At 66.2% G+C, this 24,980-nt stretch carries 25 protein-coding genes and 1 pseudogene; 13 read left to right on the forward strand and 13 right to left on the reverse strand.

Going from position 1 to position 24,980, the window contains the following annotated elements; all coding sequences use genetic code 11:
• Nucleotides 1–8: 8 nt before the first annotated feature.
• Both RMCB_RS22750 and RMCB_RS22755 read left to right on the forward strand, forming a co-directional pair.
• Nucleotides 9–515 carry a hypothetical protein gene (locus tag RMCB_RS22750; protein ID WP_062830587.1) on the forward strand — a complete coding sequence of 169 codons (507 nt, stop codon included), beginning with the start codon at nucleotides 9–11 and terminating at the stop codon, nucleotides 513–515.
• A 24-nt stretch (nucleotides 516–539) separates the two neighbouring features.
• A complete protein-coding gene (locus RMCB_RS22755; protein WP_029366369.1) occupies nucleotides 540–2,003 on the forward strand; it encodes a glycine hydroxymethyltransferase in 1,464 nt (487 codons plus the stop codon).
• Nucleotides 2,004–2,010: 7 nt separating this feature from the next.
• Here the strand turns inward: RMCB_RS22755 and RMCB_RS22760 are convergent, their stop codons facing one another.
• Entirely contained in the window at nucleotides 2,011–2,271 is a 261-nt protein-coding gene (locus RMCB_RS22760) for a hypothetical protein (protein ID WP_062830588.1), read from the reverse strand.
• A gap of 132 nt (nucleotides 2,272–2,403) precedes the next feature.
• Here RMCB_RS22760 and RMCB_RS22765 point away from each other — a divergent pair, with 132 nt between their 5' ends.
• From RMCB_RS22765 to RMCB_RS22790, 6 genes are all read left to right on the forward strand, one after another.
• Nucleotides 2,404–3,231: an acyl-ACP desaturase gene (locus RMCB_RS22765; RefSeq protein WP_062830589.1), complete on the forward strand. Its 828-nt coding sequence runs from the start codon at nucleotides 2,404–2,406 to the stop codon at nucleotides 3,229–3,231.
• A 209-nt stretch (nucleotides 3,232–3,440) separates the two neighbouring features.
• Nucleotides 3,441–4,754, forward strand: a complete 1,314-nt coding sequence (locus RMCB_RS22770; RefSeq protein ID WP_029366372.1) for an RNA 5'-3' helicase PhoH2 — start codon at nucleotides 3,441–3,443, stop codon at nucleotides 4,752–4,754.
• Between the two features lie 74 nt (nucleotides 4,755–4,828).
• On the forward strand, nucleotides 4,829–5,704 hold the full coding sequence (locus tag RMCB_RS22775) for a polysaccharide deacetylase family protein (RefSeq protein WP_062830590.1): 876 nt from the start codon (nucleotides 4,829–4,831) through the stop codon (nucleotides 5,702–5,704).
• A 68-nt stretch (nucleotides 5,705–5,772) separates the two neighbouring features.
• Nucleotides 5,773–6,753, forward strand: coding sequence for an Acg family FMN-binding oxidoreductase (locus RMCB_RS22780; RefSeq protein ID WP_062830591.1), 981 nt, complete (start codon nucleotides 5,773–5,775; stop codon nucleotides 6,751–6,753).
• A 50-nt stretch (nucleotides 6,754–6,803) separates the two neighbouring features.
• Entirely contained in the window at nucleotides 6,804–7,439 is a 636-nt protein-coding gene (dosR, locus tag RMCB_RS22785) for a hypoxia response regulator transcription factor DosR/DevR (protein WP_029366375.1), read from the forward strand.
• Nucleotides 7,440–7,448: 9 nt separating this feature from the next.
• Nucleotides 7,449–9,125, forward strand: coding sequence for a GAF domain-containing sensor histidine kinase (locus RMCB_RS22790; RefSeq protein ID WP_062830592.1), 1,677 nt, complete (start codon nucleotides 7,449–7,451; stop codon nucleotides 9,123–9,125).
• A 24-nt stretch (nucleotides 9,126–9,149) separates the two neighbouring features.
• Here RMCB_RS22790 and fdxA read toward each other — a convergent pair whose 3' ends face one another.
• From fdxA to glpX, 3 genes are all read right to left on the reverse strand, one after another.
• Entirely contained in the window at nucleotides 9,150–9,494 is a 345-nt protein-coding gene (fdxA, locus tag RMCB_RS22795; protein ID WP_062830593.1) for a ferredoxin, read from the reverse strand.
• A 149-nt stretch (nucleotides 9,495–9,643) separates the two neighbouring features.
• Nucleotides 9,644–11,059: a class II fumarate hydratase gene (locus RMCB_RS22800; protein WP_029366378.1), complete on the reverse strand. Its 1,416-nt coding sequence runs from the start codon at nucleotides 11,057–11,059 to the stop codon at nucleotides 9,644–9,646.
• A gap of 38 nt (nucleotides 11,060–11,097) precedes the next feature.
• Nucleotides 11,098–12,126 (reverse strand): class II fructose-bisphosphatase, encoded by a 1,029-nt coding sequence (gene glpX / locus RMCB_RS22805; RefSeq protein ID WP_029366379.1) that lies wholly within the window; start codon nucleotides 12,124–12,126, stop codon nucleotides 11,098–11,100.
• A gap of 53 nt (nucleotides 12,127–12,179) precedes the next feature.
• Here glpX and RMCB_RS22810 point away from each other — a divergent pair, with 53 nt between their 5' ends.
• Together RMCB_RS22810 and RMCB_RS22815 are read left to right on the forward strand one after the other, a co-directional pair.
• Nucleotides 12,180–12,833 (forward strand): DUF4245 domain-containing protein, encoded by a 654-nt coding sequence (locus RMCB_RS22810; protein WP_029366380.1) that lies wholly within the window; start codon nucleotides 12,180–12,182, stop codon nucleotides 12,831–12,833.
• 16 nt (nucleotides 12,834–12,849) lie between these two features.
• Nucleotides 12,850–13,683, forward strand: coding sequence for a dienelactone hydrolase family protein (locus tag RMCB_RS22815; RefSeq protein ID WP_062830594.1), 834 nt, complete (start codon nucleotides 12,850–12,852; stop codon nucleotides 13,681–13,683).
• Here RMCB_RS22815 and RMCB_RS22820 read toward each other — a convergent pair.
• Both RMCB_RS22820 and RMCB_RS22825 read right to left on the reverse strand, forming a co-directional pair.
• Complete coding sequence (locus RMCB_RS22820) at nucleotides 13,658–14,854, reverse strand: AI-2E family transporter (RefSeq protein ID WP_062830595.1); 1,197 nt, start codon at nucleotides 14,852–14,854, stop codon at nucleotides 13,658–13,660. The two genes, RMCB_RS22815 and RMCB_RS22820, sit on opposite strands and share 26 nt — an antisense overlap.
• A gap of 100 nt (nucleotides 14,855–14,954) precedes the next feature.
• Complete coding sequence (locus RMCB_RS22825) at nucleotides 14,955–16,025, reverse strand: cholesterol dehydrogenase/isomerase (RefSeq protein ID WP_062830596.1); 1,071 nt, start codon at nucleotides 16,023–16,025, stop codon at nucleotides 14,955–14,957.
• A 397-nt stretch (nucleotides 16,026–16,422) separates the two neighbouring features.
• On the opposite strand from RMCB_RS22825, the gene RMCB_RS22830 reads away from it, so the two are divergent.
• On the forward strand, nucleotides 16,423–16,698 hold the full coding sequence (locus RMCB_RS22830; RefSeq protein ID WP_029366384.1) for a hypothetical protein: 276 nt from the start codon (nucleotides 16,423–16,425) through the stop codon (nucleotides 16,696–16,698).
• A gap of 3 nt (nucleotides 16,699–16,701) precedes the next feature.
• On the opposite strand, the gene RMCB_RS22835 is transcribed toward RMCB_RS22830, so the two are convergent.
• Nucleotides 16,702–17,895, reverse strand: a complete 1,194-nt coding sequence (locus RMCB_RS22835) for a cytochrome P450 (RefSeq protein WP_062830597.1) — start codon at nucleotides 17,893–17,895, stop codon at nucleotides 16,702–16,704.
• A 166-nt stretch (nucleotides 17,896–18,061) separates the two neighbouring features.
• Here RMCB_RS22835 and RMCB_RS22840 point away from each other — a divergent pair, with 166 nt between their 5' ends.
• A complete protein-coding gene (locus RMCB_RS22840; RefSeq protein WP_062830598.1) occupies nucleotides 18,062–18,613 on the forward strand; it encodes a TetR/AcrR family transcriptional regulator in 552 nt (183 codons plus the stop codon).
• Here the strand turns inward: RMCB_RS22840 and RMCB_RS22845 are convergent.
• The 5 genes and pseudogenes from RMCB_RS22845 to RMCB_RS22865 all read right to left on the reverse strand — a co-directional run.
• Nucleotides 18,610–19,851: a DUF1214 domain-containing protein gene (locus RMCB_RS22845; RefSeq protein WP_062830599.1), complete on the reverse strand. Its 1,242-nt coding sequence runs from the start codon at nucleotides 19,849–19,851 to the stop codon at nucleotides 18,610–18,612. The genes RMCB_RS22840 and RMCB_RS22845 overlap by 4 nt on opposite strands.
• On the reverse strand, nucleotides 19,848–20,726 hold the full coding sequence (locus RMCB_RS22850; RefSeq protein WP_029366388.1) for a formylglycine-generating enzyme family protein: 879 nt from the start codon (nucleotides 20,724–20,726) through the stop codon (nucleotides 19,848–19,850). Before RMCB_RS22850 ends, RMCB_RS22845 begins: the two co-directional genes overlap by 4 nt.
• Nucleotides 20,719–21,612, reverse strand: coding sequence for an HAD family hydrolase (locus tag RMCB_RS22855; RefSeq protein ID WP_062830600.1), 894 nt, complete (start codon nucleotides 21,610–21,612; stop codon nucleotides 20,719–20,721). Before RMCB_RS22855 ends, RMCB_RS22850 begins: the two co-directional genes overlap by 8 nt.
• Nucleotides 21,613–23,154, reverse strand: a complete 1,542-nt coding sequence (locus tag RMCB_RS22860) for an arylsulfatase (RefSeq protein WP_062830601.1) — start codon at nucleotides 23,152–23,154, stop codon at nucleotides 21,613–21,615.
• A 53-nt stretch (nucleotides 23,155–23,207) separates the two neighbouring features.
• Nucleotides 23,208–23,386 (reverse strand): annotated as a pseudogene (locus tag RMCB_RS22865) (arylsulfatase); the annotation flags it as partial.
• A gap of 162 nt (nucleotides 23,387–23,548) precedes the next feature.
• Between RMCB_RS22865 and RMCB_RS22870 the strand changes: the two are divergent.
• Entirely contained in the window at nucleotides 23,549–23,824 is a 276-nt protein-coding gene (locus tag RMCB_RS22870) for a dsRBD fold-containing protein (protein ID WP_029366392.1), read from the forward strand.
• A gap of 2 nt (nucleotides 23,825–23,826) precedes the next feature.
• On the opposite strand, the gene RMCB_RS22875 is transcribed toward RMCB_RS22870, so the two are convergent.
• Nucleotides 23,827–24,942 (reverse strand): 3-beta-hydroxysteroid dehydrogenase, encoded by a 1,116-nt coding sequence (locus tag RMCB_RS22875; protein ID WP_062830726.1) that lies wholly within the window; start codon nucleotides 24,940–24,942, stop codon nucleotides 23,827–23,829.
• Nucleotides 24,943–24,980 lie beyond the last annotated feature (38 nt).

Below are 24,980 nucleotides of genomic sequence, written 5' to 3' on the forward strand. Positions count from 1 at the left end.
CTCGGTAGGTGTCAGAACTTCGGCAGGATATCCCTGCGCTGGCGATGCCTCTCAACGTGCTCTTGGTGCTGTGGATGATCGTGGGTCGGGGGCTGTTCGTGCCGATGGGCTGGATGGTGATTTTCGGCGTCCTCGCATCGCCGATACTGCTCTTCCTCCTGTGGCTGACGACGCGGCTGATGCGTGAGCGTGGCCGCCGGGAGCTCACCTCCGGGCAGGCCTGGGCTCAGATGGTGTTGTGGGCAGCGATGTTGGTGTTCGGACTCACCTGCGTCGACGCAGGCGACAGCCCCATCCCGTTTCCGTCGGTGCTGATGAAGATGTTCGGCGAGGGGCCGGGCATGAAGACCGTCAGCGACGTGCTGTCTGCCGTATCGGTTTTCGTCGGGATCGGCGCGTGGATCGTGTTGCACGGCAAGCTGACCAAGGACATCGCGACGGCGACACCGGCTCAACAGCCGTATCCGTATCCCGGTTACCCGCCGGGCCAGCCCGGCCCGGGACCGTTGACCTGACCCGCCACGACTAGGCTGAACGCCATGGCAGCAGACTCGTCCTCCACCTTGCCGGCGGCTTCGGGCGCCGATTACGCCGACACCGCCAGCGCCGCCTATCAGGCCGCACTGCAGGTGATCGAGTCGGTTGAGCCCAGAGTGGCCGCAGCCACCCGCAAAGAGCTTGCCGATCAACGGGATTCGCTCAAGCTGATCGCGAGTGAGAACTACGCGTCGCCGGCCGTGCTGCTGACCATGGGTACCTGGTTCTCCGACAAGTACGCCGAGGGCACGGTGGGGCACCGGTTCTACGCGGGCTGCCAGAACGTCGACACCGTCGAGGCGCTGGCCGCCGAGCATGCGCGCGAGTTGTTCGGCGCGCCCTACGCCTACGTGCAGCCACATTCCGGTATCGACGCGAATCTCGTTGCGTTCTGGGCGATCCTGGCCACCAAGGTAGAGGCCCCCGAGCTCGCCAACTTCGGCGCCAAGCACGTCAACGACCTGTCCGAAGCGGACTGGGAAACCCTGCGCAACAAGCTGGGCAATCAGCGGCTGCTCGGCATGTCGCTCGACGCCGGTGGCCACCTGACCCACGGCTTCCGGCCCAACATCTCCGGCAAGATGTTCCACCAGCAGAGCTACGGCACAAACCCGGAGACGGGGTTCCTCGACTACGACGCCGTGGCCGCAGCGGCCCGCGAGTTCAAGCCGCTGATCCTGGTCGCCGGATACTCGGCGTACCCGCGCCGCGTGAACTTCGCCAAGATGCGGGAAATCGCCGACGAGGTGGGCGCGACGCTGATGGTCGACATGGCGCACTTCGCAGGTCTGGTGGCGGGCAAGGTGTTCACCGGTGACGAGGATCCCGTGCCGCACGCGCACGTCACCACCACCACGACACACAAGTCCCTGCGCGGTCCGCGGGGCGGCATGGTGCTGGCCACCGAGGAGTTCGCACCCGCGGTCGACAAGGGGTGCCCGATGGTGCTCGGCGGCCCGCTGTCACACGTGATGGCCGCCAAGGCCGTCGCGCTGGCCGAGGCCCGCCAGCCCGCGTTCCGCGCTTACGCGCAGCAGGTGGCCGACAACGCCCAGGCGCTGGCCGACGGCTTCACCAAGCGCGATGCCGGGCTGGTCACGGGCGGTACCGACAACCACATCGTGCTGCTCGACGTGCGCTCGTTCGGGCTCACCGGCCGTCAGGCCGAATCAGCGCTGCTGGACGCCGGCGTCGTCACTAACCGCAACTCGGTCCCCGCGGACCCGAACGGCGCCTGGTACACCAGCGGTGTGCGGCTGGGTACCCCGGCGCTGACCAGCCGCGGATTCGACGCCGATGATTTCGACCGGGTCGCCGAGTTGATCGTCGAGGTGCTGTCCAACACGCAGCCCGACGGCTCGTCCAAGGCCAAGTACAAGATGGCCGACGGCACCGCCGAGCGTGTGCACGCCGCATCGGCTGAGCTGCTCGATGCCAACCCGCTGTACCCCGGACTGACGCTCTAGGAGTCGGTCAGCGGTGACCGCCGCCCCCGCCGCTGTGGCCGTTGTACCCGGGCTGGGCGATCTCGTCCTCGGTGAGCTGATCGCTGGTGTCGGGGATCATGGTCGGCACGCAGGACAGGGAGTAGCTGTCCTGCACGTCACTGGACGTGCAATCGTCGGCGAGGGCGCGCGGTGGCGAGCCCGATACGGCGGCGGTGACGGGCACGAGGACGAGGCCTGCGGCTGCGGTGGCGACAAGCATCCGGCGTGCTTGCAGTTGGAGTGTCATGGTTCAGCGTAGAGCGCATTTACGCAGCTAGATTGCATAATCAGGAGACTCACAGGAGCTGTCGGCGTGGTGTGCGACACGCCGTCCGGCCCCAATTTCAAGGAACCTGTGTACTAGGGTTACAGTTACTTCATGGCACAGAAACCTGTCCCTAATGCGCTGACCCTCGAGCTGGAGCCGGTGGTGAGCGCCGAGCTGCGTCGTCACATCGATTCCGAGGATCTCTGGTATGCCCACGATTACGTGCCGTTCGACCAGGGCGAGAACTTCGCATTCCTAGGTGGACGGGACTGGGATCCCTCCCAGGTGACCCTGCCCAAGAAGGTCACCGATGCCTTGGAGATCCTGCTGATCACCAAGGACAACCTCGCCGGGTACCACCGCGAGCTGGTCGAACACTTCATCCTGGAGGAGAAGTGGGGCCGGTTCCTCGGCCGCTGGACCGCCGAGGAGCATCTGCACGCAGTCGCGCTGCGCAACTACCTGGTGGTCACCCGTGAGATCGACCCGGCCGCCAACGAGGACGTCCGCGTCGAGCACGTGATGAAGGGCTACCGAGCCGACAGCTTCAGCCAGATCGAGACGTTGGTGTTCATGGCGTTCTTCGAGCGGGCCCACGCGGTGTACTGCCGCAACTTGCAGGCGCAGGTCACCGAGCCGGTGCTCGCATCGTTGTTGGGCCGGATCGCCGGTGACGAGGAGCGTCACGAGGAGTTCTTCGCGAACCTGGTTTCGTTCCTGCTCGAGGGGCACCGCGACGAAACCGTCGCCGCGATCGCCGCCCGCGCGGCCGAGCTCGACGTGATCGGCGCGGATATCGACGCCTACGGCGACAAGGTGGCGCTGGTGGCCGAGGCCGGCATCTTCGACAAGGCCGCACTGCGCAAGGTGATCGCCGATCGCATCGCCGCGTGGGGTCTGGCAGGCGAGGCCGAGCTCCAGCAGTTCATCAACACTTAACGTGCCGGCGGGTTAGCTACGGCGCGCCTGTCAGGCGCATTCGGCGCGGCGGGGGTAGCGTCGATTCCGATGGCTAGCGACATGCTCTGCTGTCCGGGCGGTACCGATCGTATCGATTGCGAGAGGACCGGCCCCGGTCCTGGTGCCGCAGCGTCCACCGAGAAGTTCGTGTGGGGCCGCGTAACGAGCTTCGCCTCTAGGAGCGCCACGTGACTGATTCGCCTGTCCGTACCTACGTGCTCGACACCTCCGTGTTGCTGTCCGATCCCTGGGCCTGCAGCCGGTTTGCTGAGCATGAAGTGGTGGTTCCGCTGGTTGTCATCAGCGAACTGGAAGCCAAACGGCACCACCACGAGCTGGGCTGGTTCGCCCGGCAGGCACTGCGGATGTTCGACGATCTGCGTCTCGAACACGGACGGCTGGACCAGCCGATTCCGGTTGGGACACAGGGCGGGACGCTGCACGTCGAGCTGAACCACAGCGATCCGACTGTGCTGCCGCAGGGCTTCCGTACCGACAGCAACGATTCCCGCATTCTGACCTGTGCGGCCAACCTGGCCGCGGAGGGCAAACGAGTCACGTTGGTGAGCAAGGACATTCCGCTGCGGGTCAAGGCCGGCGCGGTGGGCTTGGCCGCCGACGAGTACCACGCCCAGGATGTCGTGGTCTCGGGTTGGACCGGGATGACCGAGATGGATGTCGCCGCGGAGGACATCGACGCGATGTTCGCCGAGGGTGAGATCGACTTGGCCGATGCCCGGAACCTTCCGTGCCACACGGGAATTCGTCTGCTCGGCGGAAACTCGCATGCGCTGGGACGGGTCAACGCCGACAAGCGGGTGCAGCTGGTCCGTGGTGATCGCGAAGTGTTCGGCCTCCGGGGAAGGTCAGCCGAACAACGCGTCGCACTGGATCTGCTGCTCGACGAATCCGTCGGCATCGTCTCGCTGGGCGGCAAGGCAGGCACCGGCAAGTCGGCGCTGGCGCTGTGCGCGGGCCTGGAGGCGGTGCTCGAGCGCCGCACGCAGCGCAAGGTCGTGGTGTTCCGTCCGCTCTACGCCGTCGGTGGCCAGGATCTCGGCTACCTGCCCGGCAGTGAGAGCGAGAAGATGGGCCCGTGGGCGCAGGCCGTCTTCGACACGCTGGAGGGCTTGGCCAGTCCGGCGGTGCTCGAAGAGGTGCTGTCGCGCGGCATGCTCGAAGTGCTGCCGCTGACCCACATCCGTGGCCGCTCGCTGCACGATTCGTTCGTCATCGTCGACGAGGCGCAGTCGCTGGAGCGCAACGTGCTGCTGACCGTGCTGTCGCGGCTGGGCGCCGGCTCACGCGTGGTGCTCACCCACGACGTCGCACAGCGGGACAACCTGCGGGTCGGTCGCCACGACGGCGTCGCGGCGGTCATCGAGAAGCTCAAAGGCCACCCCCTGTTCGCGCACATCACTTTGCAGCGCAGCGAACGCTCGCCGATCGCCGCGCTGGTCACCGAGATGCTGGAGGAGTACAGCCCCGCTGCGCTTCCCTGAATGATTCATGTGCACCTCCCGTGACGGTGGGCGTCACGGGAGGTGCACAAATCCTCAGCCGGTAGGCTGCCGGAGTGGTGAGACTCCCCAACAGCCAGGCGTGGCGATGGACCGTGATCGGCATTTTCGTCGCCGTCGTGGTCGTCGTGGCTGGTGCGGTCACCGGGCACATCCGGCGCGCGTCGGCCGACGACGTCAACTGCGCAGTGGAGAAGTGCGTCGCTCTGACGTTTGACGACGGCCCCAGTCCGTACACCGACCGGCTGCTGAAGATCCTGCAGGACAACGACGCCAAGGCGACGTTCTTCGAGATCGGCAACAAGGTCGCCGCCAACCCCGAGGGGGCCAAGCGGGTGGTCGAGGCAGGCATGGAGCTCGGCCAGCACACCTGGGAACACCCCAACATGACGACCATTCCGCCGGAGGACATCCCGTCTCAGCTGTCCAAGGCCAGCGATGCCATCGAGCAGGCGACGGGCCAGCGGCCGAAACTGCTCCGCACCGCGGGCGGGCTGATCAACGACCAGGTATTGTCGGAGGCCAAGAAGCAGGGTCTGGCCGACATCAACTGGGACGTCATCCCGTTCGACTGGGCCAACGACTCGAACACCGCGGCCACCCGGTACATGCTGATGACCCAGATCAAACCCGGCTCGGTGGTCTTGTTCCACGACACCTACTCGTCCACCGTCGATCTGGTGCAGCAGTTCATCCCCGTGCTCAAGGCCAACGACTACCACATGGTGACGGTCAGCCACCTGCTCGGCCCGCGCGAGCCCGGCACGAGTTACGGCAGCCGCGAGAACGGCCCGCCGGTCAACGGCCTGCAGGACATCCCGCCCGCCAGCATCCCGACGCTGCCGCCCACACCGTCGCCGCCGCCCATGCCGAACTTCCCGATCAAAGACATCCCGGGCGCCAACTCCGGTGGAGTGAACAACGGGGCGTGACGCGCGTCGCGCCCGGTTGAGGACCAAAGACCCTAACCGGATAAGCCTTGCGGGACGACGCTGGTGGCATGCCCGACACCATGTTCGACAGCGCCACCATCACCACAGCCGTCCAGCTGGCCTCGCGCGCACCGTCATTGCACAACACCCAGCCCTGGCGCTGGGTGTACACCGACGAGGCCTTGCAGCTGCACCTCGATCCCGAACGCGTCGTGCGTGCCACGGACCGGTCGGCGCGTGAAGCGGTCATCAGCTGCGGTGTGATGCTCGACCATGTCGTGGTCGCCATGGCCGCCGCGGGCTGGAACAGTGACGTCGAGCGGTTCCCGGACCCCAACCATCCCGACCACCTGGCGACGCTGCAGTTCAGCCCGCTCTCCTTCGTGACCGACGCGCACCGCAGGCGCGCCGACGCGATCCTGGCGCGCCGCACAGACCGGCTGCCAATGGCCGCGCCTGCTGACTGGGAGTCCTTCGAACCGTTGATGCGGGCCTGGCTGGCCGCCGGGCCGGTGCACCTCGACGTGCTGACCGACGAGATGCGCCCGCAGCTGGCCGAAGCGGCCATGCTCAGTGAGTCGCTACGGCTGTACGACTCCGGATATCACGCCGACCTGGCTTGGTGGACAACGCCTTTCGCGACAACCGACGGGATTCCGCAGAGCGCGCTGGTGTCCGCGGCGGAAAGCGACCGGGTCGCGGTGTCCCGAGCGTTTCCGGTGACCGCTCACACCGACCGTCGTCTGGCGATCGGCGACGATGCCGCGCGCATCGTCGTGCTGTCCACCGACGGTTACAGTCGCGCCGACGCGCTGGATGCCGGTGAGGCGTTGTCGCAGGTGTTGCTGGAGGCCACGATGGCCGGCTTGGCGACCTGCCCGGTGTCACAGGTGACCGAGCTGCACGCCAGCCGGGACATCGTCGCCAACCTGATCGCGCGGGACGCTTGCCCGCAGGTTCTGGTGCGGATCGGGCTGGCTCCGGCCCTCGACGACGTGCCGCCGCCCACCCCGCGCCGGCCCGTCAGCGACTTCCTCACCATCGCTTAGGGATTGGTGATGTGTTTGCGCTCGACGCCGACTGCGGCGAGACTCAGGAGATGATCAGAGTTTTCCTGGTCGACGACCACGAGGTGGTCCGCCGCGGCCTCATCGATCTGCTCAGCGCCGACCCCGAACTGGACGTGATCGGCGAGGCCGATTCGGTGGCCCAGGCGCTGGCCCGGGTGCCCGCGAGCGCACCCGATGTCGCGGTGCTCGATGTGCGGCTGCCCGACGGCAACGGCATCGAGCTGTGCCGGGAGTTGTTGTCGCGCATGCCCGATCTTCGGTGCCTGATACTCACGTCGTTCACCTCCGACGAGGCGATGCTGGACGCGATCCTCGCAGGCGCCAGCGGCTACGTGGTCAAGGACATCAAGGGGATGGAGCTCGCGCAGGCCATCAAAGACGTTGGGGCCGGCCGGTCACTGCTGGACAACCGGGCCGCCGCGGCGTTGATGGCCAAACTGCGCCACGACGCCGAGCATGCCGACCCGCTGTCGGGGCTCACGCAGCAGGAGCGGGTGCTGCTCGAACTCCTCGGTGAGGGCCTGACCAACAAGCAGATCGCGGCCAGGATGTTCCTGGCCGAAAAGACCGTGAAGAACTATGTATCCCGGCTGTTGGCCAAGCTCGGCATGGAGCGCCGGACTCAGGCTGCGGTCTTCGTCTCCAAACTCGACCGTCCCGGCTAGGTTGAGCCGGTGGCCGACGATCTGCGAGGGACGCTCTCGCAGTTGCGATTGCGCGAATTGCTGACCGAGGTGCAGGACCGGGTCGAGCAGATACTGACCGGACGTGATCGGCTCGACGGACTGGTCGAGGCGATGTTGGCGGTCACCTCGGGCCTCGAACTCGACGTCACGCTGAAAACCATCGTGCACACCGCGATTCAGTTGGTCGACGCCCGCTACGGTGCGCTGGGTGTGCGCGGCGAAGGCCATGAGCTGACGCAGTTCGTCAACGAGGGCATCGACGACGCCATGCGGGAGAGCATCGGGCACCTGCCCGAGGGGCGCGGCGTGTTGGGTGTGTTGATCGACGATCCGAAACCCATTCGGCTCGATGACATCCGGCTGCATCCGGCGTCGGTGGGCTTCCCGCCGAATCATCCGCCGATGCGCACATTCCTCGGTGTTCCGGTGCGCATCCGCGACGAGGTGTTCGGCAATCTGTACCTCACCGACAAGACCAACGGCCAACCGTTCAGCGAGGACGACGAGGTGCTGGTGCAGGCGCTTGCGGCGGCCGCGGGCATCGCCATCGAGAACGCCCGCCTCTACGAACAGTCCAGGGCTCGGCAAGCATGGATCGAGGCCACCCGCGACATCGGTACGGAACTGCTCGGCGGTACCGACCCGGCCAGGGTTTTCCGGCTGGTGGCTGACGAAGCACTCAAGCTGACCGGAGCCGACGGCACGGTGGTCGCCGTGCCGGCAGACGCCGACGCCGACCGCGGTGATGTCGCCGCGCTCATGGTGGCTGCCACCGCGGGGACGGTGCGCGACTGCGGCACCACGTCGATCCCGGTGGCGGGGACGTCGGTGGGCGAGGTCTATCGCGCGGGCGTCCCGCAGCGTCCCGAAGAACTGGAGCTGTGTGGGTTCACCGGACCAGCACTGGTGCTTCCGCTGCGGGCCACCGACACCGTGACCGGTGTGCTGGTGGCGCTGCGCACCCAGGGCGGCCGAGCCTTCACCGACGAGCAGCTGGACATGGCCGCGGGGTTCGCCGACCAGGCCGCCCTGGCCTGGCAGCTGGCCAGCTCGCAGCGCCGGGTGCAGGAACTGGAGATCCTCTCCGACCGTGAGCGCATCGCGCGTGATCTGCACGACCACGTCATCCAGCGGTTGTTCGCCGTGGGATTGTCGTTGCAGGCCACCATTGCGCGGGCCCGCTCAACGGACGTGCAGCAGCGGTTGGCCGGCAGTGTGGATGATCTGCAGGCGGTCATCCAGGAGATCCGCACCGCCATATTCGACCTGCATGGGCGTTCGGCAGGGACGACGCGGTTGCGGCAACGGCTCGATGAAGTGCTCACGCAGTTCGCCAGCAGTGGCCTACACACCACCACCCAGTTCGTCGGCCCGCTGTCGGTTGTCGACGCCGTGCTCGCCGACCACGCCGAGGCAGTGCTGCGCGAGGCGGTCAGCAACGCGGTAAGGCACGCAGCGGCAACAGAACTCGTCGTTCGCGTGGAAGTGGCCGATGATCTGAGCATCACGGTGACCGACAACGGCAGCGGCATCACCGGTGCGGTCACCGAGAGCGGGCTGGCGAATCTGCGTGACCGGGCCAAGGCCTCCGGTGGGCAGCTGAGTGTCGAAAGCCGTTCCGGCGGTGGCACAGTGGTGTGCTGGACGGTACCCCTGCCGGCTTAGACCCGCAGCGTCACGTTTGGCCGGTCAAGGGTTTCGTGGCGCCAGGGCACTCACCAGTGGCGTGTCCACGCCCAACCGGCCGAGTGCGGTGGCACCACCTGGGGAACCGATCGGTGCGTCCCTGCCCGGCAAGATCTCGCTGAAGAATGCGGCGTTGTCTGCCAGGTGCGGGAGTTGGTCGTCGGGAAGATCGGTTTCGTAGTAGATCGCGCCCGCGTCGCACTCCAGCCGGCATGCACCGCAATCCACGCACTCGTCGGGATTGATGTACAGGGACCGTGCGCCCTCGTAGATGCAGTCCACCGGGCATTGCAGGACACAAGCTTTGTGCATGACGTCGACGCATGCTGTTCCGATCACGTACGGCATGGTGACACCGTACGTAATCAGACGTAGCGAGGGCGTCGGGCGAAAGTCCTTGTCGCAGAGGACCAAAGTCACTTTCAGTGCCGCGTTCGGCGCGAGGTCCCCGGCGAACACTCCCCCGCTTGCGGGGGACTGCTCGCGGAAGGGAAAAGTTACTCGCCGTCCTTGACTTTCGCCATGGCGAGAACGTCGAGGCGCTTGTCGAGTTCGGCCTCCGAGAGCTTGTCGCCGATGAGACCGCGGTCGATCACGGTCTGGCGGATGGTCTTCTTCTCCTTGAGGGCCTGCTTGGCGACCTTGGCGGCCTCCTCGTAACCGATCGCCGAGTTCAGCGGGGTCACGATGGACGGCGAGGACTCGGCGAGCTCGCGCAGATGCGCCTCGTTGGCCACCAGGCCGTCGATGCAGCGCTCGGCGAAGAGCCGGGACACGTTGGACAGCAGCGTGAATGACTCCAGCAGGTTGCGCGCCATCATCGGGATGTAGACGTTGAGCTCGAATGCGCCAGAAGCACCGCCCATCGCGATGGCGGCGTCGTTGCCGACCACCTGGCAGGCCACCTGCGTAACCGCCTCGGGCAGAACAGGATTGACCTTGCCCGGCATGATGGAGCTACCCGGCTGCAGGTCGGGCAGCTGGATCTCGCCGAGACCGGTCAGCGGCCCGGAGCCCATCCAGCGCACGTCGTTGGCGATCTTGGTGAGCGACACCGCGATGGTGCGCAGTGCGCCGGACGCTTCGACCAGCCCGTCGCGCGCCGCTTGAGCCTCGAAAGAGTCGACGGCAGTGCGCAATTCAGCAAGGCCGGTTTCGTTGACCAACACCTCGACCACCTTGGCGCCGAAACCGTCGGGCGCGTTGAGGCCGGTGCCGACGGCGGTGCCGCCGATGGCGAGCTCACCCAGGCGGGGGAGCGTGGCCTTGACCCGCTCGATGCCGGCCTCGACCTGGCGGGCATAGCCGCCGAACTCCTGGCCCAGGGTCACCGGCACGGCATCCATCAGGTGCGTGCGGCCCGACTTCACGGTGGTCCGCCACTGCTTGGCCTTGGCGGCCAACGATGCGTGGAGCACTTCGAGTGCCGGAATCAGATGGCGCACAGCGGCTTCCGTTGCCGCGATGTGCGTGGCGGTCGGGAACGTGTCGTTGGAGCTCTGCGACATGTTCACGTCGTCGTTGGGATGCACCGTCACACCGTCGCGCGCGGCGATCGACGCGATCACCTCGTTGGTGTTCATGTTCGAGCTGGTGCCCGACCCGGTCTGGAACACGTCGATGGGGAACTGGTCGTCGTGCAGACCGTCGGCGATCTCACCGGCCGCGGCGATGATCGCGTCGGCCTTCTCCGGTGCCAGCAGGCCCAGGTCCTTGTTCACCTGGGCGCACGCGGCCTTCAGCAGGCCCAGCGCCCGGATCTGGGTGCGCTCCAGCCCGCGGAACGAGATGGGAAAGTTCTCCACCGCGCGTTGGGTCTGCGCCCGCCACAGGGCGTTGATCGGCACCCGGACTTCGCCCATGGTGTCGTGCTCGATTCGGAATTCACCTTCGACTGCGCTGTCGGCGGACATGTGCTCCCTTTTGTGTGCGGTGGAGTTGTTCGGGTGGATTACGGCAGGGGTCGGACGGCGGACGCGTCACCGATGAAATCGATGGAGGAGTATTCGTTGAGCTTGGAGAGCCGGTGGTAGGCCTCGATCATCCGGACGGTGCCGGACTTGGACCGCATGACGATCGACTGCGTGGTGCACCCGCCGCTGGCGTAGCGCACGCCCCTGAGCAGGTCACCGTCGGTCACGCCGGTGGCGCAGAAGAAGACGTTCTCGCCGGACACCAGCTGCTCGGTGGACAGTATCGCGTCGAGGTCATAGCCACGGTCGAGGGCCTTCTGCCGCTCGTCGTCGTCCTTGGGCGCGAGTTTGGCCTGAATCGCGCCGCCCATGCAACGGATGGCGGCCGCGGCGATGATGCCCTCGGGGGTGCCACCGATACCGGCCAGGATGTCGGTGCCCGAGTCGGGCCGGCAGGCCGCGATCGCGCCGGCGACGTCGCCGTCGGTGATCAGCCGGATCCGGGCGCCGGCCTCGCGGACATCGGCCATCAGCTTCTCGTGGCGGGGCCGGTCGAGGATGCAGACCGTCACGTCCTCGACCGAGAGGCGCTTGGCCTTGGCGACCTTGCGGACGTTCTCACCGATCGGGGCAGTGACGTCGATGACGTCGGCAGCTTCGGGGCCGACGGCGATCTTGTTCATGTAGAACACGGCCGACGGGTCGAACATCGCGCCGCGCTCGGCGACCGCCAGCACGGAGATGGCGTTGGGCAGGCCCTTGCTCAGAAGGGTGGTGCCGTCGACCGGGTCGACCGCGAAGTCGCAGTTGGGGCCGTCGCCGTTGCCGACTTCCTCCCCGTTGTAGAGCATCGGGGCGTTGTCCTTCTCGCCCTCGCCGATCACCACGACGCCGCGCATGGAGACCGAGTTGACCAGCTCCCGCATGGCGTCGACGGCGGCGCCGTCACCGCGCTCTTTGTCGCCGCGGCCGACCCACCTACCTGCGGCCATGGCTCCCGCCTCGGTTACCCGGACAAGTTCGAGGGCAAGGTTGCGATCCGGGGCTTCGCCGCGAGTGGGACTCATGGGCTGATTCTCCCAGAACCGGCCGGCGCTGTGCGAGCTGGGATACTGCAACCATGACCACCCAGCCCACCCCGGTTCCACGCAGGCCCGAAGCCGCCGGCAGGCCGGCACCGGCGGCCAAGTCGCGCCTGCTGCAGGACGGCCGGGACATGTTCTGGTCGATGGCGCCGCTGGTACTGGCGTGCGTCGTCCTTGCAGGCATGCTGGGCATGTGCTCGCTGGCGACCGACGGGCCGGGCCGCGGACCTGCGCCGGTGTATGACGCCCCGGCTGGGCTGCGTGCCGACGCCGACGCGCTCAAGATCCCGCTGCGAGTGCCCCAGTTGCCAGCCGGCTGGCAGGCCAACTCCGGTAGCCGCGGCAGCATCGACGGCGGCATGACCCTGCCCGACGGGCAGCGCGGGCGTGCGGTGTGGTCTCGGGTCGGCTACCTCACACCCACCGGCGCGTACCTGAGCCTGACCCAGAGCAACGCCGACGAGACCGCATTGGTGTCCTCGATCAAGGCGGGCGGGTATCCCTCGGGTACCCAGAACGTCGACGGGGTGACCTGGGTGGTGTACGAGAGCGAGAGCCCCGAGTCGGTGTGGACGACGCGCCTGAGCGGTCCGGTGCAGATCGCCATCACGGGAGCCGGTGGTACGGATGAGTACCGTACGCTGGCGGAAGCGACGCAGAAGCAGTCGCCACTTCCCGTCAAGCGATAACGGATGGAGCTGGTCAATGACCGCACCCAAGCCCAATCTCGCCGCCGGAGCGGCTCCGGCAGCTGATCTCACCGGTTGGACCGTCGCACCGTTCTCGGCGGCCGACCAGACCTACGACGTGTACCGCAAAGGGGAGGGGCCAGGCGTCGTCCTGATCCCGGAAATCCCCGGCCTTCATCCCGGCGTGCTGGCGCTGGGTAATCACCTGGTGGACAACGGGTTCACCGTCGCCGCCCCGTCACTGTTCGGCACCCCGGGGGCGCCCGCGGTGCGTCCTGGCGCGGTCCCGGTGATGCTGAAAGCCTGTGTGACAAAGGAATTCGCGGCCTTTGCGACCAACGCCGACCGACCCGTCGCGCACTACCTGCGGGCGCTGGCCCGGGATCTCAACGCGAGCACACCCGGCAAGGGCGTCGGAGTGATCGGGCAGTGTTTCACCGGTGGGTTCGCGCTGGCCGCCGCCGTCGACGACAGTGTGCTGGCCCCGGTGCTGAGCCAGCCCTCGGCGCCGATCGCGCTCACCGCGAAGATGCGCCGGGATCCCGGGCTCTCGGAGGACGAGCTCAAGATCGTCGAGCAACGCGCCGCCAACGACGGCCTGTGCGCTCTGGGCCTGCGCTTCAGCGAGGACCGCATGGCACCTGGGGCGCGGTTCGGCACACTCAAGTCACGGCTCGGCGATGCGTTCGAAGTCATCGAGATCGACTCGAAAAAGGGCAATCCGCACGGGATTTCGCCGATGGCCCACTCGGTGCTCACCGACCAGGTCCGCGAGGTCGACGGGCATCCGGCCTACGAGGCGCGCAAGCGAGTGGTCGAGTTCCTCAAGACTCGTCTGACGGCGGCGTAGCGGGGCCGGTGGCCGGGGCCGTCTCCTCAGGCGCAGCGGCGGTCTCGGTGGCGCGGGTACGGAACCGGGACCACAACCGCTTGCGGGGCGCCTCGGCCTCGTACGCCTCCAGCTCGACGCCCTTGTAGACCGCCAGATAGACGCTCACGGTGGTGACGATGATGATCATCAGCACCGGGCCGATCACCAGGCCGAAGAAACCGAACATCGAGATGCCTGCGAAGACCGCCAGCAGCATCAGCGCCGGGTCCAGCCGCGCGGTCTTCGGTACCAGGAACGGGCGCAGCACGTTGTCGATGTTGGTGACGACCAGCAGATGCCACGCCACCACGAAGATGCCGCCGGTGACATTGCCGAAGAACACCATCCCGATGCCGAACGGGATGGTGACGATGCCGCCGCCGAGCGGGATCACCGACAGCGCGGTCAGCAGGATCGCGAAGATGAAGAACCCTTCGTGGAAGCCGCCGATGTAGATCGAGATCGCGCCTGCGACGCCTTGGCACAGCGCGATGACGAACTGGCCTTTGACCGTGCCCTTGACCATGGCGCCGGTCTTGGCCAGATACAGGTCGGTGATCTCCTCGCCGAGCGGGTTGAGCCGGCGGATCAGCGTGAGCACGCTGTCCTGATTGACCAGCAGCGATATGAACACGTACAGGAAGATGATCGACGACGTGATGGCGCCGACCATCCCGCCGACAGCGCCCTGCAGGACGCTGAGCAGCCATTCGCCGATCCGCTGCGACAGCGTGACGATGGTGCCGCGCAACGATTCCGCGGTGACGTGGATGTGCAGGAACGGCACGCGCTCCAGCAGGGAGTTGACCAGGTCGAGGGTGCGGGTGCCCAAGGTGCTCAGATCGGTCGCGCCCACCCAGTTGCTGACTGCGTTGACCATCTGGGTGACCTGCACGATGCCGAGAAAGACCAACAGCGACACCGGCACGATCAACAGCAACAGTGCCCACAGCAGCGTCAGCGTGGCCGACAGCCCGGTACCGAACCGGCGCAGCAGTCGGTGATACAGCGGCGAGAACAGGTAGGCGCCGACGGCGGCCATCACGATCAGGATGAAGAAACTGCGCAGGAAGTAGGCGCCGAGCACCAGTGCGATGACGGTGGTGACCGCCAATGCGCGTCTCTGGGTGAGCGTGAATTGGTTGTCCATGCCGCCTTTCCCGCCGTTGCGCTGACCTTATCGTCCGGCGGGCTCGTCGTTCGGCGGCTACGCTCCGGCGAGTTTCATGACATGGCCCGGCATGGCGGGGTCACGCATCGGCCATGTCCGGACTCGGGTCGCCCCACTTCTTCGCTATCGCGTTCCACACGTCGGCGTACCGGCCGGGATAGTCCTTGTATGCCGACTTCGATCGCAGGAAACCGCGGATCAGCGGTGCGGCCACGCCGATCGGCACGCGTTTCCATCCGGCGTTGGCCCGGGTATCGGCCAGCAGCCGGCTCCACGAGTGATGCTGGAAGCCGAGCACTTCCTGCGCGCGGTCGGTGTCCATCCAGTCGGTGGCGAACCACGCCGTGTCACTGTCGGGGTCGCCGGGCCGGCCGATCGGCAGGCCGCCCCTGATTCCCATGGCGGCGGCCGCCTGGGAGCCCACTGCCGACTGGGTGTGCCGATGCGTCGGATCGCCGCCGATCAGCAGGACTTCACGGTTGGCGTCCACGGTGGTGGCCTTTGCGAACGCCTCGGCGACGTCGCGCACGTCGACTGTCTGCAGCCGTCCGTCGGCGGGCAGCACGCTCTCGAACGAGATCAGGTCGACGTCGATGTCCAGACTGAACTCGCAGCTCATCACCCCGCCCAGCCGCAGGATCAGCCAGTCCAGGGTGGAGGCCCGGACCAGGGATTCAGCCTCGACCTTGTGGGCGCCGTAGATGTCGGAGGGGTTGGTCGGGGTGTCCGCGGTCAGCACATCGGCGATCCGATGCGGATTGCGGGCACCGTAGACCGCGACGCTGGAGGCCTGCACGAACCGTGGCGGTTGGGCCTGCACCTCGGCCGCTCGCAGCAGTGCTGCGGTGGCCTCGACGTTGACCTTGCGGGCCAGTCCGCGGCGCATGTAGCAGAACGGCGGGATGATCGCCGCGAGGTGGATGATCGCGGCGGGGGAGATCTCGGCGACGAGGGAGTTCACCGCCGCCGCGTCGGTCAGATCGGCCCACCGCAGGCGCACGTTGGTAGGTAGCTGAGCGGCGGCTTTCCGGTTGGCCGGTATGTCGAGATCCGTTGCCACGACCTCGCGTCCCGAGGCGGCCAGCGTCTGTACGACCTTCGACCCGACCAGCCCGAACGCTCCGGTCACAAGAACGGTATCTCCCGACATGGGTCTCCTCGTTAGAACGTGTTGCAACAGTAGCGAACCGTGCTGTGGTGCGCGTCACCGCCGATGGCGCCGATTCGGCGGAACACCGAGCAGCCATTCGCTTGCCCCTCGGCAGCAACCTGCCGACATGGACTGGGCTGGGTGGGAGATGAGTACGGCGAATGCTGCTGGGGTTGCCAACCTTGCGTGAGATCTAGATCACTTTCCGCGCCCGGATGTGATGGTCGATCCTTCGGCGGCGTTTCTGTGACGATTTGCCCGACGACCATTCATATTTCGATTTGTCAGTTTGCCTGAGGTGTCTGCATTGTGGCTGTGGAGAAGAAAAGAAAACGAGCAGATCGCAGGTGATTGTGATGTACTCGGTTGCACTCGTCGACAATTGGGGAGGTGCGGAATGTCAGAAGATGTCGTAGCGGGGGTTAACGACAGCGGATCGGAACAGGTTGCCGGTCAGATAGCTGTGGGCACACCGGTCACGGTGTATCCCGGAACCGACGATGCCCTACATGGGGTCGTCGTCGAGGACTTCGCGGATCTGGCAGGCACCGCCGTCGAGATCGCCGGCGAGCGGATCGTGGGGCCGGCCCGACGCTGGGCCGTCAACCTCGATGACGGTGGCCTCGTGTTCGTCGACGACGACAGCATCGCCGCCGACCCGCAACGGGCCTGAGCCTCACCGCACAGTCAGTGGCAGCCGGCTCAGCCGGCGCACCAGCAGGCTGGGGAGCCACTCGGGGTCCCCGGTTGGCTCGATGACGCTTCCGGCCGCCAGCAACTGCGATATCACGACCCGCGCCTCAAGCCGCGCCAGCGCGGCGCCCACACAGAAGTGCGCACCCCTCCCGAACGCCAGGTGGCCCTTGGCGTTGGCACGCTCCATTCGGAATTCATGCGGATTCTCGAACGTCGCCGGATCCCTGTTGGCCGCACCCCACAGCAGCAGGAGATGAGATCCGGCCGGCATGGCCGTCCCCGCCAGCGCCGTATCTGCCAGCACGTGCCGGAAATGGCCCCGAAACGGTGACTCGTACCGCAGCACCTCCTCCAGAAACACGGGGAGCAGGCCCGCGTCGCGGCGCAGCCGGTCTGCGACCTCCGGCCGTTGCGCCAGGATGTGCACAGCGCTGCCGATCAGCGACGCCGTCGATTCCGCGCCGGCGCTGACCAACTGGATCAGCATGAACACCGCGGTGTCCGAACCGAGCCGCTCCGCCGCGCAGTAGGTGGCGAAATCGCCCAGCAGGTCGTCTCCCGCTTTCGCCGAAGCGCGCCCGAACTGTTCGACCAGGTAACCCCCGAGCTCGACCGCCGCGATACCCGACGCCGTCAGCTGGTCCGCGTCGACCAGACCGTCGAGCAACTGTGTGCTGGCGTATGCCCAGGTGACCAGCTGATCGGCATCGGCGGCCGGCAGCCCGAGCAGGCGCGCCACCACCAGCATGGGCAAGCGATCGGCGATGGTGGCCATCCAGTCGAAGTCTCCGGTCGGCAGTAGGTCCGCCGTGGTCGCGGCGACGAACGGCTCAAGTTCGCGGATTCGTTTGGCCGCCAGGCGGGGCAACACCAGCTTGCGGTGGGCGGCGTGGATCGGATCGTCGGCGGTCGCCAGCACGTGCGTGGCACCGCCCGGGCCGTCCATGGCGAACTCGGTGATGGTGCCGTCCGGTTGATGCCACATGGCGGCGGTGAGATTCGACGAGAAGTCTTGCGGGCGACCGGTGGCCTCGACGACGGCTTCGAATGACGTCGCGGCGTAGAAGGCCGATTCACCGATGCGAGTTACGGCGTTTTCGGCGCGCATCCGGTCGTAGAGGGCGTAGGGGTTCTGCAGGTAGGCCCGGTCGAAGAGGTCGTGTGCCAGGAGCATTCGCCCAGGTTGTCGGGCTGTTCCCGGCGTCGTCAACGGGCTGGGCCGAAGTTGACATGCCGGTTCGGCGACGGGCAGCGGCCGCCGTCTCAGCAGGGCGCGGTACGCTGCGGCGATGCTGAGATAGAAGTCTGTTTTTGTCTCAAGATGAGATACGGTAGCTATTGTGTCTCCGCGCGGTGACGACTGGTTGGTCGGTGGTGACCGGCGTGCGCACGCCGCTGAGCGCATCTATGCCGCGGCCACGGAGTTGGTGGCCCGCGACGGTCTGGACTCGCTCGACATCGACGCCATTGCCGCGCGGGTGCACTGCTCGCGCGCGACGGTGTACCGGCATGCGGGCGGCAAGTCCGAGATCCGCGACGCTGTGTTGTCCCGGCTGGCGGCCAGGATCGTCGAAGAGGTCCGGCGTCAGGTGGACGGGCTCTCCGGGGCGGACCGGGTGCTGACGGCGGTCGTCGTGGCGCTGCGGCTCATCCGGTCGGATCCCATGGCCGACCTGCTCATGACCTCGCTGCGCAGCGGTAGCGGAGGCGGGTTGACCGAATCGGACGCGGTCACCGGTTTTGCGACCGAGCTGGCCGGGTTGGCCGATGGCGACGGTGCGGCCGCGGACTGGATTGTGCGCGTGGTGTTGTCGATGTTGTTCTGGCCGGGCGCCGACGAGGCGTCGGAGCGACGGATGCTGGATCGCTTTGTCGCGCCGGCGTTCGGCTAGGGCGACCGCACGATGGGCGGCGGCGCCCACTGCCCTGTCCGGACGATGTCCTTGGGCACGTATGCGCGGAATGTCAGAGAGAACCGCTCACCGGGCTGACACGGCAGCCAATTCGATTCCGCCACTCCTGCAGGCACGTTCGCGCCGAGGCCGATCCTGAGTGAGCCGTCGGTCTCGACGGCCAGATCGGAGTGGCTGTTGAAGTTGTAGCGGTTCAAGTGGTTCGGGACGACGCGGAAATCCGGGACCGATACGAGAATCACCGACCAGTAGCCGTCGACGGCGGAGGCTGGCAGCGCGTCGGCCGGGAAGTTCAGGACGTAGCTGCCCGCACCGTCGAGTGGTTTGCCGTCGGCGTCGAGACTGCCGCTGAAGTAGATCACCTCGGATGGGCTGTTGGCCCACAGGCCGATGAGGTTGGCCACCGTGCGTTTGGTGTAGTCGGCGCCGTAGTGTCCGCCCGTATCGCCGACAATCCAGTTGTTCACTACCCGTGCGCTTTTGGTGTACGCGTAGTCGCGGAATTCAGGGATCACGATCTCGGTCAGCAGACGGTCCACCTCGGCGCGGTTTGCGGCACTGCCCGCGACGTGGTCGGCCACCGCGCCCGCCTGCAACTGCATGCCGGCTGCGGCCGGGGACACATCCAGTGCCGACGGCACTACGGTGCGGGCCAAGTCGAAGATCTCCACGCCCAGCAGCGCGGTGTTGTCGAAGCCGGGAACCGGTGGGGGAGCGGGGACGGTGATGTCGCCGAGCGGGGTCAGTGTGAACCGTTTTTGCAGCGCGACCGCGATGTCAGGGTCGTCGCCCAACTCGATGCGGCCGAGCAGTTTGGCCTTGCCCGAGTGCAGGTCGATGCGGCTGGCTCCGGGTGGAATACTCACGGTAGAGCCGGGTTTCGTGAATGCGAACGTGCCCGACGGCTTGACCGGGGTGGCCCGCTCGTTGATGTTGACGATCACCTCACCCCACTCGTCGAGGACTTGGGCGGTGTAATAGCGGCCGGTGATCTCCGGAACCTCGAGCAGCACCGCGGTGTCGTCGTCGACCGCGATCCACGCCTCGAGATACGCGACGTCGAAATTGGGGTTCACGAAATCCGCCGACCCCAACGGGTTGTAACGGACTGTGTTGTAGGCGAATCCGTCGCCGGCGCGGTCGGTCATCTCTTGCCGGATGACCAGCATCCTGCCCAGCAGGTAGATGTACGCGTCGCGGATGCTCTCGTCGTTCATGCCGTTCCCTCCATCTTGACGCAGCGAAAACCGATGTGGCTCATGCCGGTATCCACCATCTGCGGGCGCCGTGCCGCAGGCCGGTACCGCATGCAGTAGCTGTCGGCGCACAGGAACGATCCGCCCTTGATGACCTTGCGGGGAATCCCGAACTGCGGGTCGCGGCTGTCTGCTGCGCAGCAGGGGGTGGTGGCGCGGTCCTCGCCGTACCAGTCTGTGGTCCACTCCCACACGTTGCCCGCCATGTCGAACAAGCCGTAGCCGTTCGGCTCGAAGCTGCCTACCGGTGTGGTTGTGCCGTAGCCGGTTTCGGGTAGGTATGGAAACTCGCCGTGCCAATAATTGGCCATGCGTCGACCCGGCGATTCAGGCTCATCGCCCCACGTGTACGCCGTCCCGGTCAACCCGCCACGCGCCGCGGTCTCCCATTGGGCTTCGGTGGGCAGGGCCAAACCGGCCCAATCCGCGTATGCCGCAGCGTCTTCGAAGGCGATGTGCACCACAGGGTGTTGCTCACGGCCTTTGACCGAGGACCGGGGGCCGCGCGGGTGGTTCCAGCATGCGCCAGGTGTCCAGGTCCACCATTGACTGAGATGCCGTAGGTCGACCGGTCCCGGGGTGCGGTGGAACACCATCGACCCCGGCACCAGGTTTTCCGGTGGGGCGCCGGGGAAGTCGTCGGGATTCACCGGCCGCTCAGCGACGGTGACATAGTCGGTGTCGGCCACGAACTCCGCGTACTGGGCGTTGGTCACCTGGTGCGGCTGGATCCAGAAGCCGTCGACCGACACCTCCCGCGCCGGCGCTTCCTCGGGGTAATGCTGGTCAGATCCCAAGACCGTGGTCTGTGGCGGGATCCATATCAGTTCAGTCAAAGACCCGCGCCCAGTCGTCGCGCATGCTCGCCACCGTCCAGCCGCGGTCAGCGGCCAGCGCCAATGCTCTCTCGGCGCCTGCGGTGTAATCGAATTCGCGCTCAGCGTCGTCGTGGCGCAGCAGCATGCTCAACGACGGGCCGGCACCTGCGCTGGTGTACTCGAGCATCTCGATGTCGCCGTTGGAGTTGCCTGCCGCGAAGATCGGGCGCCTACCGATACGGCCCCAGATACGTACCGGCTTGACCGGACCGTCGTCCAGGAACTCCGGTGTCGCCGTGGTTTTGAGGTGGCCGTCGGCGAAGTCGAGCCCGACCGAACTGCCGATGACCCGTTCCGGTGGGATGCCGTACATCGCGGTGGTGACCGGACGCATGAAGTCGCGGCCGCCGCCGGATGCTATGTAGGTGGTGAAGCCGTTGGCTTCGAGGTAACGCAGCAACTCGACCATCGGACCGTAGCCACAGGAGGTGTACGGCCGCTTCAGTGTCGGATGCTGCGCGTCGGCGAAGAACGCCTTGACACACTCGGCGTGGTCTTCGACCGGCAAACCGGCATATGCCGAAAGGATGCCTCCGGCAAGGACTTTGAGTGCCGAGTCGTCGCCGTTGTAGTGCTTGGTGACGGCGTCGCCGAACCAGTCGAGGTCACCGGATGCGGCTGCGGCGTACGGCTGCCTGGCGGCGAGTGCCGGGTCGGCCGCGGCCTGTTCGGCCAGCCTGCGCACCAGGAAATCCAATTGGATATAGGCGGGTTTCTCACACCACAGCGTTCCGTCGTTGTCGAACACCGCAACCCGTTCCTCGGGGGCGACGTCGGCGGTGGCCCGGCCGGTGAAGTCGACGATCGCCTGCTTCACCGGCCCGTCCTTCCAGGACTCCAGCATCTAGTCGGCCGCCAGGAATGCGTGCAGTTTGGCGACGGCCTGGTTGATGGTGAACGACGCCGCCTCCTGGCGCGGCGGAAACTCCTTGAAGGTCTCGAGGAACTGCGTCACGATGGCTCCCGCGTAGAACGCGATGTAGTCGTGATCGAGCCACCAGTCGTAGTACGTATTGGACGTGATGTCGCCGCGCTCATAGGGATCGGTGCGCAGGTTGTAGATCTTGGGTGCCCGCAGCGGCGTGAACGGCTCGGCCCAGATCTGCAGCGTCCCTTGGCAGCGTTGCTCCTGGAACACGACTTTCCAGTTGTGGAAACGCAATCCGAGCACGTCGCAGTCGTCGGAGAAATAGATGAAGCCTTTGCGTGGGCTCTCGTCGACCTCCCCGGTGAGGTACGGCAGCAGATTGAAGGCGTCCAGGTGGACCTTGAACTCCTTGTCCCCGGCCTTGTGGCCTGCCTTGAGCTTGTCGATGATGTCGGGTTCCCCGGCCGCGGCGAGGAACGTGGGGAACCAGTCGTGGTGCTGGATGATCTCGTTGGAGATGCTGCCCGCCTTGATCTTTCCGGGCCAGCGGATCAGTTCGGGGATGCGGAACGCGCCCTCCCAGTTGGTGTTCTTCTCGCTGCGGAACGGGGTGGTCGCACCGTCGGGCCAGGTGTTGGCATGCGGACCGTTGTCGGTCGAGTAGATGACGATGGTGTCCTCGGCGATGCCCAATTCGTCGACGAGATCGAGCAGCTTTCCGACATGGCGGTCGTGATCGATCATCGTGTCGTGGTACGGCGACTGCCATACACCGGCCTGGCCGAGCGATTCCGGCTTGGTGTGCGTGCGCAAGTGCATGTGGGTGGTGTTCATCCACACGAAAAACGGTGTGTCCGCTGCGACTTGGCGTCGGATGAAGTCGACGCAGGCATCGGTGGTGTCGTCGTCGATGGTCTCCATCCGCTTCTTGGTGAGCGGGCCGGTGTCCTCGATGCGCTGCTTGCCCACCGGGCCGTACTTGGGATCGTCGGGCTCGGTGGAGACCTCGTCGGTGGCCCAGGAGTGGATCACGCCACGGGGCCGCTGCAGATCGGCGAGGATCGGGAACTGTTCTTTCTTCGGGTAGTCCGGGAGCTCGGGCTCCTCCTCGACGTTGAGGTGATACAAGTTGCCGAAGAACTCGTCGAACCCGTGCACCGTCGGCAGGTACTTGTTGAGGTCGCCGAGGTGGTTCTTGCCGAACTGGCCGGTGGCGTACCCCAGCGGTTTGAGGCACTCGGCGATGGTCGGGTCCTCGGCCTGCAGGCCGACGTCGGCTCCCGGAAAGCCGACCTTGGACAGGCCGGTGCGATAGACGCTCTGCCCGGTGATGAACGCCGAGCGGCCGGCGGTGCAACTCTGCTCGCCGTAGGCGTCGGTGAACAGCATGCCCTCTTTGGCGAGACGGTCGATGTTGGGCGTCTGGTAGCCCATCAACCCCATGCTGTAGCAGCTGAGGTTGCTGATCCCGATGTCGTCGCCCCAGATGACCAGGATGTTGGGTTTTCCGTTGGGCATTCGAGGTTCCTCTCCGTCAGTCCTTGGCCAAATACTCGTGCAGTTTCTCGACCACCGGGTCGATGCTGAAACTCGCCGATGAACACCGCCCGACCGGCCGTGCAGCTTTGCTCGCTGTATGAGTCGGTGAAGCCGTCCGGTAGCCCATCAGCCCGTCGCTGTAACAACTCAGGTTGCTGATGCCGATGTCGTCGCCCCCGATCACCAGGATGTTCGGTTTGCCGTCAGGCATGAAAGCCCCCTCGCCACGGATCAACCTGTGTCCGTTGGACTTTATGCGGTGCGGGCGGCCAGCGCTGCGGGTTGGGGAGCACTGGCGGAGAAATTTACGACAATGTCCACTCTGGCGTTGCGGACGACGACGGCGCACGCTGGAATGCGGAGGTTGATCGACATGTACGACAAAGATCTGTCCAACAAGTGGTTCGTCGAAATCGAGTTTTCCGAGGACGACATTCACACCCACGCATCAGCGCACGCACAGCTACATGACGGCGTCATCACAACCACCGGAGATGCCTACCGTAATCCCAAAGACCCGAGCGCGCCGACGGTCGGTGAGGACATCGCGGCGGCCCGTGCGCTGATCGCGCTGGGTACCGAGCTGCTGCACCTGGCGTCAGCTCGCATCGAGCAGGGCACCCACCATCCGGTGCACCTGTATCGCTGAGGTCAGGCGAGGGCCGGCTGCTTGGCCGGGCCGGCCTCCATCTGGCGGAACAACTCGACGTAGTACGGCATGCTCGCCGACATCGCCTGCTGCGTGGTGAACAGCGGCTCGTATCCCAGGTCGCGCTTGGCTTTGGCGATCGAGAAGTAGTTGTTGAGGTAAAGCCGTTCCACGGCAAGGGGTTCGATCAACGGCTCGGGGATGCCGAACTTGAAGTGCAACCGTTGCCACAGCGTCATGGCCTTGTGCACGAGCCGTCCCGACACCCGGACGTTGGGAAGCCTGCGCCCGCACGCCGCGATCACCGGGCGGGCGAACTCGAACATGTTGACCGGATCGCCGTCGTTGATGAAGTAGGCCTGGCCGGGAGCCGTGCCGCCGGGCACCAGATGTTCGGCGGCCAGGATGAAACCGTGAATCAGGTTGTGCACGTACGTGTTATCCAGCTTGATGTTCTTGTTGCCGACCAGCACCTTGACGTGCCCGGCCAACACGTTCTCGAAGACCTTGCGGAACATGGTCTGGTCGCCGCGCCCCCAGATGCCGCTGGGGCGGATCGAGCATGTGAGCATGCCGTGCTCGCCGTTCTGGCTGAGCACGAACTTCTCGGCGACGACCTTGGTCTCGGTGTAGAGGTCGTTGAACCGCTGGGTGTACGGCAGGGTCTCGTCGCCGTTGACGATGTGCTGGCCACCCATGACCACGCTGTTGGATGCCGTGTACACGAACCGTTTGACGCCGGCCGCTTGTGCTGCATGGACCAGGTTCTTGGTGCCCTCGACGTTGACGGCGAAGCTGCGGTTGCGGTATTCGTCGGTGACCGAGGCGCCGCCCATGAGATCGATGATGGCCGCTGTGTGGAACACCGTGTCGATGTCTTTGACGGCCGCCGCCACCGTTTCCGGATCGCAGATGTCGCCCTGCAGCACCTCCAGGCCGGCGTGGTCGCCCAACGTCGACGGCGCCCGATCGAAGGACCGGACGGTGTACCCACGGTCGAGCAGTTCGCTCACCAGGTTGGCGCCGACGAAGCCGGAGCCGCCGGTGACCAGCACCCGGCCGAGATTGCGGACGTGAGGAGCAGAGAAATCCCCGGTGTTGAGAGATGCGTCACCCATGGCGGAGAGCATAACTGAAACATGTTCCAGTTTCGACT

The sequence above is a fragment of the Mycolicibacterium brisbanense genome, from assembly GCF_001570425.1.
GTDB lineage: Bacteria > Actinomycetota > Actinomycetes > Mycobacteriales > Mycobacteriaceae > Mycobacterium > Mycobacterium brisbanense.